Consider the following 12795-nt stretch of genomic DNA (forward strand, 5'->3'; position numbering starts at 1 on the left):
GTTATATAATTCCCATAATGGATTCATATAACGTTTGTTAAAGTTGTTTTAGGCGTATTTATTCAGGAAGAAAAACAGTAAATACAGAGCCTTCGTTAGGAGAGCTGTCGGCTATTATGTAGCCTTTATGATTCTCGACAATTTTTTTACAAATGGCCAAACCAATACCGGTTCCAGGATAATCCGTTTTAGAATGCAAGCGTTGAAATAACACAAAAATAGTATCTTTAAATTGAGCATCAAATCCTAATCCATTGTCTTCAAAAGTGATTTTATGGAATTTTTTCACTGATTGATCTAATAAATAAGGATAGGTAGAGGATAAAACTTTGGTACAACTAATATGGATCTCAGGTGTTAGGTTGGGTTGGTTGTATTTTAAAGAGTTACCGATAAGGTTTATAAAAAGTTGTTCAATCTGATACGGAATGACGTGTAGTTTAGGTAATTTTCCTACCGTAATGACTGCTTTTTTGTCCTCTATAACTTCTGTTAATTCTGCTTGAGCGCTTTGTAGTAATTCGTTCAAATCAGATTTAATGAATTCTTTTTTAGTGGTATTGGTTCTAGAGAACAATAATAGATCATCAATTAAAACGCGCATTCTTTTGGCTGATATTTCAATTTTTGAAATATACTCTTTTGCACTATTGGACAAAGCGGCTTTGTCCGTGTCGGAAATCCTTGAAATAAAGGTTTGAATTTTTCTAAGAGGTTCCTGTAAATCATGACTGGCTACATGATTAAAAGAGGCTAGCTCTTTATTACTTTTCTCGAGTTCGTTGTTGCGTTCCTGGAGTTCTATATTGAGTAGGCGTTCTTCGGTAATGTCAAAATTAATTCCAAGAATAATTTGACTACCTAATTGGTCTACAAGAAGTTTTCCAGTCGATTTAAAATAACGAATTTGAAGATCAGGTCGAATGACTCTATAGTAGATAACGGGCAATTGTTTGGTTTCAAGAAGACTTTCTCTAGCCTTGATAACGAGGTCCTTGTCTTCTGGATGAATAAAATCGAGAAAGGAATTATGGTTCGAATCAAAATCTTTGGGTGCAATGCCTAACAAACGAAACTGGTTATTAGAATAATCTACTTTATCGGTATCTAAATCCCATTGCCAGGTGCTGAATTTTCCTAGTATTTCAGACTCGGACATTAGACCACTCGAAATTAAGAGTTTTTTATTGTAGATTTTCAAACGTTCTATATCACGACTGATTTGACGATAAGCCAATAAAATAAAGCTCAAGGCTACTAAGAATAAAGAAGCAGAAAAAACAGGGCCTAGGGAAATTTCCTGATCGTATATTTTTAGTCTTTTTTCCAAGTAATCTTTTTCGATATCATTCATCTCATCTACTTGAAAACGGATGTTTTCCATTAAAATTCGACCACCAAACATATGATTGTCTAGTTTTCTTTTGTCGTAAGTTACCGGATTGCTGTATTTGAGACAATTTTCAAATGAAACAAAACGCTGGATGATTAGTTTGAATAATTTTTGAAGATTTTCTTGTTGTTTGGGATTATCGGCAGTTAGTTTTTTTAACCGGATAAAGGAGGTATTGACCCTATCCCTAGAAAAAAGATAGGGGGTTAAAAATCTCGAATTTCGGGTAATGATATAGCCTCGTTGACCTGTTTCAGCATCTTTTATGGCTGAGATTAAACGTTCGAGTTGAATGTTTATTTCGTAGGTATGCATGACCAATTTACTCGATTCATTCAAGTCTTGGTTGTGTTTGTAAGCAATGTACGAAAGGAATATTAAAATGAAAACAGCTAGTACAAAAATTCCCCTAAGGGAGTTTGATGAATTAAACTTGGGTATCCATTTCATTTGTGTGTATTATTGTAAGCGCAGCAAAAAATTATCACGATTCAAACCCGAGGTATGGTAGTGCCAGTTTACGGTTATGACTTCATTAACAATTTTTTTTAAGGCATTAAAATCGCTTGGTTTTTTAATATAAATATTGGCACCTTGAACAAAGGTATCTTCAATGTCCTCTTCGGATGAAGAGGTGGAATAGATGGCAATAATTATGTTTTTAAGATGTTCTGTTTTTTTTATTTCGATCAAACATTCTTTTCCTGTTTTTTTGGGCATGTTCAAATCCAGAAATAAAATATCAGGCAATTCATTGTTTGGATTCATTAAATAATCCATTAACTGCATTCCATCATGAACGAATTCTAGGTTGGTTTGTATTTTTATTTCTTCAAAAGCATCTTTGAAAAAAAAGCGATCATCTTCATCGTCATCTGCTAGTAAAATGGATAATGCGTTATTTTGCATTGGTATTGCGGTATTTAGTTTATTTTAAATTTTCTTTACGTTTTTTGATAATTCTTTGAAAAGCCGATGGCGTAATTCCAGTGGTGTTTTTAAATTGTGTGCTCAAATGGGCCACACTGGAATAGTTGAGTAAAAAAGCAATCTCTGTTAAACTCATTTCATTGACAATCATCAGTTGTTTTGCTCTTTCTGTTTTTTGCAAAATAATAAAATTTTCGATAGACGAATACGTTACTTCCGAAAATATGTTAGACAAATAACCGTAACTATGATTTAATTTCTCTGCTAAAAACACAGAACTTTTAAAATTGTTGTTATCGTCCATATAGACCAGATCAATTATGGCATCTTTTATTTTTTGAACCAAAACACTTTTTTGATTTTCTACAATTTCAAAACCATGTGGACTTAAATTTTCTTTTAAGCTTTCGAGTGCTTCGGCATCAATGTAGCTGTTAATTTCAATTTCTCCAAATCCTAAAGTAGTAAAATTAATATTTTGTTGTTCTAGCTGTTGTTTTAGGTAAAGAGAACAAATGGTATTGATGTCAAACTTTATGAATAGTTTCATTTTATAGAATTTTGTCTAAAGATAATTAATTTATTTTTGGTTAAGGGGTTTGTTGCGCTGCAATTACGCTATTTTACTAAGGTTTGTAAGTAAAATAATCAAAAAAATACCGTCTAATTTTTGTATTAGACGGTATTCCCGGATGAGTAATTAGGAATTACATATCGGATAATATTTTGATAAATTCTACTTATCTACTACCTACATTTCGCTGAAGCTTTGTCTATATTCTCTTCCTTCCCTTCAGCAAACATCAAATTATCATCTGTCAATGTAAGCTGTCTTCTTTGTCTTCTATTAATTTCCTTTTCCGCTCATTCCGTGTATTGTTTAGATAACCTTCTTAATGTTGCTATGTACAGCATTAAGACATAGTAAAGTTGCGAATTAAGTTGCGAAAAGTTGTTATATTTTTTGTTTAAATTATTCTATAATTCACATTTTGCGTTTTTTGAGTCGGAATTTAGTCCTTAAAAGCTGTTTTTTCTTTTGGAGGTTTTAAGGGGGTTGTTTCAGTTTTTGCGACTAATCCTTTGATGTAAAGTGTGTTCCGTATTTAAAGTTTATGGGCCTTTTTAAAGTGACAAAATTTGTTAAAGATGTTACATGAAATCAACGTTTTGTTAAGCTGTTTGTAAATCCATTATTGTAGTTTTGCCGCCAATTTAATTTAAAAACCTAAACCTGAATGAAAAAAAAATTACTCATTTTATTGCTTTTTATTAGCACGTTAACTGTCGAAGCTCAATCTTATATTGGTTATTTTCAAGACAATTATGCAGGAGTTCAAAGCGTGCTTTTTAATCCAGCCTCTATAGCTGACTCTCGTTTTAAGACAGACGTTAACTTATTTTCTATTAGTGGTTCAGTACAAAATGATTTGTATGGAGTACGTCTTTTTGATGTATACAAAGAGGGATATGATTTTGATAGCCAAGCCAAAATGAAGCCTTCTACAAACAATAATGCATTGGTTAATTTTGACATTATGGGGCCTTCTTTTATGTTTAACATTGCGCCAAAACATACTTTGGCGGTTTTTACTAGAGCAAGATCAATTGCCAATGTAACGAACATTAACGGAAATCTAGTGGATCAAGTTAAAGATGGTTTAGACCAATCTAGCAATTTTAATTTTAATTTAGGTAGTCCAAATGGTACTTCTAATTCATGGGGTGAACTAGGAATCTCTTATGCAGCAGTTTTATATCAAAAAAATCAGCATTTTGTAAAAGGTGGTATTACCGCTAAATATTTACAAGGAGGAGCAAACGGATACGTTCGAGGAAACAATATCAGTACCACTTATGTGGAGAATACAGTAAGTCCTAAAGATGGAACCCTATCAACACAAGGAGAATTAACCATTGGAGGAAGTCAGGATTGGGAAGCGAATCAAAAATATGATTTTGATGCGAATTCAAACGGATTTGGATTGGATCTTGGATTGGTGTACGAGTGGAGACCAGACTATGATAAGTATGATCTAAACAAGGCAAAACCAGCCGATAATAACTTTAGAGATTTAAACAAATACAAAATACGTTTCGGATTATCCGTTACGGATATTGGGTCTATCAATTATAAGAATTCAAAACTGGATGTTTATAATATCAATGGTACTATTACCCAACAGGATATTGATAATGCTGATAATCTTTATGATTTTTTAAATGATCATTATACCAAAGTCTCTTCTTCAAAAGGAATACGAACAAACTTGCCTACGGCACTTCGTGCTGATGTAGATTGGAACATACACCATAAGTTTTATTTGAATCTTAATGGAGATATCAGTATGGTGAGCAACGATAAGCTAAACGGAAATAGTATCGCTGACCGAGTAAGTTTAACTCCTCGTTACGAAAGCAGATGGTTTAGTTTTTATGTTCCTATGACGTGGATGGAATACAGTGGAATGCAAGTGGGTTCAGGAATCCGAGTAGGTGCATTTTTCATAGGTTCAGGTTCTGTGGTTTCGAACTTAGTGTCGAAAGATTCAAAAGGAGCTGATTTTTACTTAGGAATGAAAGTTCCAGTATATCAAAAGAAATTTAAAGATACTGATGAGGATGGAGTTATTGATAAAGAGGATGCTTGTCGTGAGGTAGCAGGACCAGTTGAAAATAATGGTTGTCCTTGGCCAGATACGGATGGTGATCAGGTTTTTGATAAAGATGATGCTTGTCCTGAAGTTGCAGGTCCAGCAGAAAATAAAGGGTGTCCTTGGAAAGATACTGACGGAGATACTTTATTAGATAAAGATGATGCTTGTCCTACAGTGGCGGGTCCAGTTGAAAACAAAGGTTGTCCTTGGCCAGATACAGATGGAGATAGCGTTTTAGATAAAGACGATGCTTGTCCTACAGTAGCAGGTCCAGTAGCGAACAAAGGTTGTCCTGAAGTTTCTAAAGCGGTTTTAGAACAATTAAAAATGGAGGCAAAATCGATCTTTTTTACAACAGGAAAAGCGACTTTGAATGCAACTAAAAAAGAAGAAACAGCGGCAAGATTAGAAGCAATCAAAGAAATCTTGAAGAACTATCCAAATGCTAAATTTGCCATTAATGGGCATACTGATAGCACAGGTAATGCTAAAGCGAATCAGAAATTATCTGAAGCCAGAGCGAATGTAGTGAGAGATGCTCTGATTGAAAAAGGAGTGAATCCAGCTAATTTAACAGCGCAAGGATTCGGAGCTACTCAACCTGTTAAATCAAATAAAACGGCTGCTGGAAGAGCTGAAAATAGAAGAACAGAAATTGTTTATTTAGGCAATTTGTAAATACAACCGAATATAATAGTAAAAAGCCATTCTTAATTGAGTGGCTTTTTTTATTTTTGCATACTTTCTAAAAAAAAGAAGTATTTCTGATGAATTAGAAAAGCTAAAAAAACAAGCATGACTACACAACAACTACACGAACAAATTCTTCAAAAAAAATCATTTTTATGCGTTGGACTAGATGTCGATTTGACTAAAATTCCAACTCATTTATTAGAAACTGAAGATCCTATCTTCGAATTCAATAAAGCGATTATCGATGCTACTCATGATTTGACAGTTGCCTATAAACCCAATACCGCTTTTTATGAAGCTTATGGGATAAAAGGATGGATTTCGTTGCAAAAAACAATCCAGTATATCAATGAGAAGTTTCCAGAAATTTTCACGATTGCCGATGCAAAACGTGGTGATATTGGCAATACCTCAAGTATGTATGCAAAAGCTTTTTTTGAAGATTTAAATTTTGACAGTGTAACGGTTGCCCCTTATATGGGGAAAGATTCCGTAGAACCTTTCTTGGCTTTTAAAAACAAGCATACCATCATGTTGGCCTTAACGTCTAACGAAGGAGCTTTTGATTTTCAGACCTTAACTACAAACGGAACAGAATTATACAAACAAGTTTTGGAAACTTCTAAAACTTGGAAGAACAGTGAGAACTTAATGTATGTGGTTGGTGCTACCAAGGCGGAATATTTTGCAGAGATTCGTAAAATTGTTCCCGATAGTTTTCTTTTGGTACCAGGAATTGGTGCTCAAGGGGGAAGTTTGTCGGAAGTTTGTAAATACGGAATGAACGACAAAATAGGTTTGTTAGTCAACTCAGCAAGAGCTATTATTTATGCTTCGAAAGAAGCTGATTTTGCTCAGAAAGCAAGAGAAGAGGCACTGCTTGTGCAAAAAGAAATGGCCGACATTATTTCGAAGCTATAAGAAAATAGTTTTAGGTTTCAGTGGATTAAAATTGGAACAGAACAGCGAGGATGATCGCTGGGAGCAGAGGGGTTTTAGAGAGCGGTGTTCATTGGTCTCTAAAACCTTTTTGAATAGGGATCAAACCCTACTAGACCTTATCTTTAAAATTGGATCCTCTAGAAACTTGATATAAAATAACATGAAACAGTTAACAGATCAGTTAGGTACTTTACATGGTTTTGAGACCGCACCAAAACGTATTATTTCGTTAGTACCTTCTCAAACCGAATTGTTGTATGATTTGGGATTAGAAGATAAAATAATCGGCATAACCAAGTTTTGTGTACATCCCTACCATCTAAAGTCAACCAAGAAAATAGTGGGGGGAACCAAGAAGATTCATTTTGAAAAAATAAAGTTGTTGCAACCTGATATTATTATTTGCAACAAAGAAGAAAATACACTTGAGATAGTAGAGCAATTAAGTGCAATTTGTCCTGTTTGGGTGACCAATATTGTTACTATTGAGGACAATTTTCAAATGATTTCAGATTTTGGACAACTCTTTAATTGTCGTACCGAAGCACAAAAATGGAACGACAAATTGACTTTCGCTCTAGGCGATTTTAAAAAGTATATTCAGGATATCTCAGTGAAAAAAGCGGCGTATTTTATTTGGAAAAACCCGTATATGGTAGCCGGAGAGGATACTTATATTAATGCCCTGTTAGAATTGAATCATTTTGAGAATATGTACAAAGACAAAGGACGTTATCCTGAAATCGAACTCAAAAAGATGCGTTTAGAGGGCGACCCAGATTTGGTTTTACTTTCTTCTGAACCTTATCCTTTTAAAGAAGAAGATGCTTTTGAGATTGGACGTTTTACCCACCACGCCAAAACCGTTTTTGTAGACGGTGAAATGTTTTCTTGGCATGGAAGCAGACTCCTAAAAGCTTTTCCGTATTTTAAATTACTGCACGAACGGTTGAAAAACTAACTTCAATTTTCAGTTTATCGAGTTGCAATAATCACCATAATCTTATGTGTGAGACGCTGTGTGTAGGCCAAATTTGTCCTCGTTGCTTTGTTATAAAGCGATCTAGATATTGACAGGCTAAATCCAAAAGGATATATAAAATAATAAGGATTGGTATAAAGAAAAAATGCCGGCATCTCGAAGACGCCGGCATCATTTAACTAACCAAAACCAAAATAATAAATAACCAGTTTATTACAGGGCAAAGATCCGACATAAGTGGATGTATTGCTGTTAAGATTTTGTTATTACTTTGTTGGACTTAAGTTAAGATTTTTTGATTGGCCATTCTGAGGATGCTGTAGCTATGTATAGTTTTAGGTTATCAAAATATAATAACAATCAATTTTGTTGATCAATATCGAAAGGATAAGTTTGTATATTTGGTAAAGTGTTAAAAATCAATTGTGTGTATTTTGTTAAAAAAAATAAAAACGTTGAAGATAATCGAATAAGTATACTAACTAAAAAAAGTAAAAAATATGAGCGATTCAAACGAAAGTAAATGTCCATACCACAATGGACAAATGAAAGAAACTGCTGGAATGGGAACATCAAATAGAGATTGGTGGCCAAATCGTTTAAATTTAAACATATTGCGTCAACATTCTAGTCTATCCGATCCTATGGAAGAAGATTTTAGTTATGCTGCAGCGTTTAAAAGCCTAGACTTAAAGGAAGTCAAAAAAGATATTTTTGATTTAATGAAAAACTCTCAAGACTGGTGGCCTGCTGATTATGGCCATTACGGTCCCTTATTTATTCGTATGGCTTGGCATAGTGCAGGAACATACCGTATAGCAGATGGTCGTGGTGGTGCTAGTTCAGGTAATCAACGTTTTGCTCCTCTTAATAGTTGGCCAGATAATGGTAATTTAGATAAAGCGCGTTTTTTGCTTTGGCCTATTAAACAAAAATATGGAAAAAAACTCTCTTGGGCTGACTTGATTGTTTTAACAGGTAATTGTGCTCTTGAATCCATGGGACTGAAAACTTTTGGATTTGGAGGGGGTAGAGAGGATATTTGGGAGCCAGAACAGGATGTCAATTGGGGAAATGAAACCACTTGGTTGGGAGATACACGATATAAAGGAGATCGTCAGTTGGATGATCCCTTGGCGGCTGTGCAAATGGGATTGATTTATGTGAATCCTGAAGGTCCCAACGGTAATCCTGATCCACTGGGGTCTGGTAGAGATATCAGAGAAACCTTTGATCGTATGGCGATGAATGATGAAGAAACGGTAGCTTTAGTAGCAGGGGGGCATACCTTTGGTAAAGCACATGGAGCTGGTGATGCTGCTTTGGTAGGACGAGAACCTGAAGGAGCGCCTATAGAACAAATGGGACTGGGATGGAAAAGTAGTTTTGGTACTGGAGTCGGAAAGGATGCTATTACCAGTGGTATCGAAGGGGCTTGGAAACCCAATCCAACCACTTGGGACAATGGCTTTTTTGAAACCTTATTTAAATTCGATTGGAAATTGACCAAGAGTCCAGCCGGAGCACATCAATGGACACCCACTGATGAAAGCGCAGCCAACTTAGTAGAAGATGCTCATATTCCGGGTAAACGAAATGCACCCATGATGACAACAGCGGATATGGCGCTGAAAATGGATCCTATTTACGAACCCATTGCGAGAGATTATTTTCAAAATTTTCCCAAATTTGAGGATGCTTTTGTTAGAGCATGGTATAAATTGACGCACAGAGATATGGGGCCTATTACGCGTTATTTAGGACCTGAAGTTCCTAGAGAAGTATTGATTTGGCAAGACCCGATTCCTGCTGCTAAAAAAGAATTAAGCCAAAGCGATATTAGCACCTTGAAAAAAAGTATCCTATCTAGTGGTCTTTCAGTTTCACAATTGATAACGACTGCTTGGGCTTCCGCTTCGACCTTTCGTGGTTCGGACAAGCGTGGAGGTGCTAATGGAGCTCGTATTCGTTTTGAACCTCAAATCAATTGGGAAGTGAATGCACCAAATGAACTAAAAAAGGTTTTGGCCGCTTTGCAAACCATACAAAACGAGTTCAATAGCGCTGACAAATGGGTTTCTATCGCAGATTTGATCGTTTTGGGAGGTTCGACAGCCATTGAAAAAGCAGCATCAAATGCGGGATTAAATGTAGTGGTTCCTTTTTCGCCTGGTAGAGGTGATGCTACTTTAGAGCAAACTGATGTCGCTTCTTTTGACGTACTAGAACCAAAAGGGGACGGTTTCAGAAGCTATAAAAAGGCGAATTGCGATGCAATAACTGAAGAACTTCTAGTTGATAAAGCGCAGTCTTTGACGTTAACTGCACCAGAGATGACGGTTTTAATTGGAGGTATGAGAGTGTTAAATGCCAATTATGATGGTTCTAAGGTAGGTGTGCTTACCAAAAATGTAGAAACATTAAGTAATGATTTCTTTGTGAATCTATTGGATTTGGGTACAACTTGGAAGGCAAGCAATGAAACAGGTGAGCTTTTTGAAGGACGTAATCGCGCCACTGGTGAGGTAAAATGGACCGCAACTCGTGCAGATTTGATTTTTGGCTCTAACTCTGAGCTTCGTCCCGTAGCTGAAGTTTACGCTTGTGCTGATGGCAAAGAGAAATTTGTAAAAGACTTTATTGCAGCATGGACCAAAGTAATGAATTTGGACCGATTTGATTTGCATCAATAAAAGTATAAATGCTAAGTAAAACAAACCCCGACAATGTCAAAACTGTCGGGGTTTGCTTTTTATAATTCAAAATGATCAGTTTGGTTGAGATACCGTTTTTTATTGTATACCACTGGGCTGACATTTTTTATAGATGTTGGTATTTTGACTTTATGAAAACACCACTGTTTTATTGCTATACACCATGGTCTTACGTTCCGCATGTAGCTTTATAGCTCTGGCCAAAACAATACGTTCTAAATCACGTCCTTTCATGATAAAATCATCTACAGAGTGAATGTGTGAAACCCGAGCAATATCTTGTTCAATAATGGGACCTTCATCTAGTGCTGGTGTTACATAATGACTCGTGGCTCCAATAATTTTCACACCGCGTTTAAAGGCCGAATGATAGGGCTTTGCTCCTGGAAAAGCGGGTAAAAAGGAATGATGAATATTGATGATTTTATTCGGGTAAAGTGAAATCAACTTAGGTGTAATGATTTGCATATAACGCGCCAGTACAATAAAATTGATTTGATAGCGCTTTAATAATTCAATTTGTTTGGCCTCACCTTCTTCTTTATTGTCTTTGGTAATGGGTACACAATGAAAAGGGATATCAAAACGTTCCGCGATAGAGCGTAAATCGTTGTGATTGCTTATGATTACTGGAATTTCAATATTCAATTCCCCTGAACTATAACGCCCTAAAATATCAAACAAACAATGATCGTATTTTGATACAAACAAGGCCATTTTTGGTTTTTGTTCCTGATTGTATAAATCCCATGACATTTCAAAATCAGCAGCGATAGTTTGGTTAAAGTCTGTTTTTATAACTTCAAGGCCAATGTTTTTATTGGTTAATTCACATTCCAATCGCATAAAAAACACATTTTGTTCGACATCAACATGTTGGTCAATGTAGGTAATGTTTCCTTCCACTTTAGCAATAAAAGTGGTTACTGCCGCGATAATTCCTTTTTGGTCCTTGCAGTGAATTAGAATGGTAATTTTTTGCATTTGTTGGTTGTTGTTTGGTTCTGGATTAAACACTAAGTTTTGGAACTGCCAAAGCGCTATTTTTTGTCTTGCATGGCAAAAACGCTTTTCAATAAAGGCGTTGTTCTTGCGCTGATGTTGTTACGGATCTCTTTTTCTTCAACAGCTATCATTTTAAAAACTCCTGTAAGGGCTTGATTAGTGGTGTAATCGGTTAAGTCTGGATTCACTTTTCGTACCAGTGGAATGGTGTTGTATTTAGTAATAATCTTTGTCCAAACAGCCGCAGCGCCCACTTTTTCGAAAGAGCTTTTAATTACGGGATTGAATTTTCCGTATAAAGCTGTAGTGGTACTGTTTTGTAAATAGCTAGTGGCCGCATTATCACTTCCCAGTAAAATATTTTTGGCATCTGCAAACGACATATTTTTAACTGCTGAAACAAATATAGGAGTAGCTTCTTTTACCGCGTCTTCAGCTGCGCGATTCAATACTTTAATACCTTCATCAGCAAGAGACGATAAACCAATTTTTCTTAAAGTGGCATCGACTTTTTGTAATTCTGCTGGTAGGAGGATTTTTACTGCTTCATTTCTATAAAAACCATCAACCGCCGTCAATTTACTGACTTGTTGTGTGATTCCTTTGTTTAAAGCTTCTTTTAATCCCGATGAAATATCAACGCCACCAATTCCAGGGATTTGTGTAGATAATTGAGGGAACTGATTTAAGGTTGATTGCACCTGAGCACAAGAAGTAAGGGAAAAGGCAAAAGCTAAAAGTATAATCTTTTTCATGAAGTGGGGTTTTTATAAGTTTCAAAAATACTACTTATTCAAAAACAAAGCCACAATTTTATTTCCAGAGCATCAACAATTTGTTTTATAATTAACATTAATGGGCTTCGTTATTCTTATGGTTTACTTTTTGACTGGTAAATGGCAAAGTTATACACATTCAAAAGGTTCATCCCCCTACCGTGTAAATGAATTGTGAGAGATTTGAGTTGTTTTTAAAACAACTCAAATCTATTTAAATCTGTTAGGGTTTAGTATGAACTTTTACTTGAGTAAGTCAATTTCTTCTTTGGTCGCTTCAACGTAAACAGCCATTTTGCTGTAGTTCCATTTTCCGTTTTTTGTAGCGATAACCAATAAAGTGCCTTTCCCTTTAGGTCCTTTTATTGGAATCTTTAGATTGCAGTTCCCGGTATCATTGGTGATCTGAATATTTCCAGTAGCCATTTCATCTGCTTCAAGGGGACTTCCCAGTTGTGCTACTACCTCTTTATTTTGTTTTACTTTAGTGATAGCCTCTTTGTAGACATCAGAGTCTTTCATGATAGAAGTAACGCCAAAGAAAACTCCGGCTATAAATAAACACAGCAGGATTAAAAGGCTTACACAGCCAGTAGGGATAAGCCATTTCCAGTTTCGGTCCCACCAACTTTTTCTCGAGGTGAATTCGTTTGAGCTTTCCATAATTTTAGATTTATTCTATTTGTTTTTTGTGTACTTGTTT

10 protein-coding genes are annotated in these 12795 nt (G+C 35.5%); 4 read left to right on the forward strand and 6 right to left on the reverse strand.

Annotation, left to right across the window (positions count from 1 at the left end; translation table 11 throughout):
- Positions 1 to 58 precede the first annotated feature (58 nt).
- The 3 genes from AC51AA_RS18140 to AC51AA_RS18150 are packed head-to-tail and all read right to left on the reverse strand — an operon-like array spanning position 59 to position 2873.
- Positions 59 to 1843: a sensor histidine kinase gene (locus AC51AA_RS18140; protein WP_500703603.1), complete on the reverse strand. Its 1785-nt coding sequence runs from the start codon at positions 1841 to 1843 to the stop codon at positions 59 to 61.
- A 9-nt stretch (positions 1844 to 1852) separates the two neighbouring features.
- Positions 1853 to 2302 (reverse strand): response regulator, encoded by a 450-nt coding sequence (locus AC51AA_RS18145; RefSeq protein ID WP_500703604.1) that lies wholly within the window; start codon positions 2300 to 2302, stop codon positions 1853 to 1855.
- A gap of 19 nt (positions 2303 to 2321) precedes the next feature.
- Positions 2322 to 2873: a helix-turn-helix domain-containing protein gene (locus tag AC51AA_RS18150; RefSeq protein ID WP_500703605.1), complete on the reverse strand. Its 552-nt coding sequence runs from the start codon at positions 2871 to 2873 to the stop codon at positions 2322 to 2324.
- Between the two features lie 688 nt (positions 2874 to 3561).
- Here AC51AA_RS18150 and AC51AA_RS18155 point away from each other — a divergent pair.
- The 4 genes from AC51AA_RS18155 (at position 3562) to katG (ending at position 10290) form a co-directional block, all read left to right on the forward strand.
- Complete coding sequence (locus AC51AA_RS18155) at positions 3562 to 5658, forward strand: DUF5723 family protein (protein WP_500703606.1); 2097 nt, start codon at positions 3562 to 3564, stop codon at positions 5656 to 5658.
- Between the two features lie 117 nt (positions 5659 to 5775).
- Positions 5776 to 6594, forward strand: a complete 819-nt coding sequence (pyrF, locus tag AC51AA_RS18160; RefSeq protein WP_500703607.1) for an orotidine-5'-phosphate decarboxylase — start codon at positions 5776 to 5778, stop codon at positions 6592 to 6594.
- A gap of 181 nt (positions 6595 to 6775) precedes the next feature.
- On the forward strand, positions 6776 to 7576 hold the full coding sequence (locus AC51AA_RS18165) for an ABC transporter substrate-binding protein (RefSeq protein ID WP_500703608.1): 801 nt from the start codon (positions 6776 to 6778) through the stop codon (positions 7574 to 7576).
- A gap of 521 nt (positions 7577 to 8097) precedes the next feature.
- Complete coding sequence (katG, locus tag AC51AA_RS18170; protein WP_500703609.1) at positions 8098 to 10290, forward strand: catalase/peroxidase HPI; 2193 nt, start codon at positions 8098 to 8100, stop codon at positions 10288 to 10290.
- 150 nt (positions 10291 to 10440) lie between these two features.
- Here the strand turns inward: katG and purU are convergent, their stop codons facing one another.
- The 3 genes from purU to AC51AA_RS18185 form a co-directional block, all read right to left on the reverse strand.
- Entirely contained in the window at positions 10441 to 11295 is an 855-nt protein-coding gene (gene purU / locus AC51AA_RS18175) for a formyltetrahydrofolate deformylase (RefSeq protein WP_500703610.1), read from the reverse strand.
- Between the two features lie 56 nt (positions 11296 to 11351).
- Positions 11352 to 12071, reverse strand: coding sequence for a DUF4197 domain-containing protein (locus tag AC51AA_RS18180; protein WP_500703611.1), 720 nt, complete (start codon positions 12069 to 12071; stop codon positions 11352 to 11354).
- A 264-nt stretch (positions 12072 to 12335) separates the two neighbouring features.
- Positions 12336 to 12755, reverse strand: coding sequence for a cytochrome c oxidase assembly factor Coa1 family protein (locus AC51AA_RS18185; RefSeq protein WP_500703612.1), 420 nt, complete (start codon positions 12753 to 12755; stop codon positions 12336 to 12338).
- Positions 12756 to 12795 lie beyond the last annotated feature (40 nt).

The organism is Flavobacterium sp. OHVDL-2026-0007, assembly GCF_059882335.1.

What these genes read in the sequence shown, in the direction of transcription:
- AC51AA_RS18140 (WP_500703603.1), bottom strand. Translation starts at nt 1,843, where the DNA reads ATGAAATGGATACCCAAGTTTAATTCATCAAACTCCCTTAGGGGAATT.
- AC51AA_RS18145 (WP_500703604.1), bottom strand. Translation starts at nt 2,302, where the DNA reads ATGCAAAATAACGCATTATCCATTTTACTAGCAGATGACGATGAAGAT.
- AC51AA_RS18150 (WP_500703605.1), bottom strand. Translation starts at nt 2,873, where the DNA reads ATGAAACTATTCATAAAGTTTGACATCAATACCATTTGTTCTCTTTAC.
- AC51AA_RS18155 (WP_500703606.1), top strand. Translation starts at nt 3,562, where the DNA reads ATGAAAAAAAAATTACTCATTTTATTGCTTTTTATTAGCACGTTAACT.
- pyrF (WP_500703607.1), top strand. Translation starts at nt 5,776, where the DNA reads ATGACTACACAACAACTACACGAACAAATTCTTCAAAAAAAATCATTT.
- AC51AA_RS18165 (WP_500703608.1), top strand. Translation starts at nt 6,776, where the DNA reads ATGAAACAGTTAACAGATCAGTTAGGTACTTTACATGGTTTTGAGACC.
- katG (WP_500703609.1), top strand. Translation starts at nt 8,098, where the DNA reads ATGAGCGATTCAAACGAAAGTAAATGTCCATACCACAATGGACAAATG.
- purU (WP_500703610.1), bottom strand. Translation starts at nt 11,295, where the DNA reads ATGCAAAAAATTACCATTCTAATTCACTGCAAGGACCAAAAAGGAATT.
- AC51AA_RS18180 (WP_500703611.1), bottom strand. Translation starts at nt 12,071, where the DNA reads ATGAAAAAGATTATACTTTTAGCTTTTGCCTTTTCCCTTACTTCTTGT.
- AC51AA_RS18185 (WP_500703612.1), bottom strand. Translation starts at nt 12,755, where the DNA reads ATGGAAAGCTCAAACGAATTCACCTCGAGAAAAAGTTGGTGGGACCGA.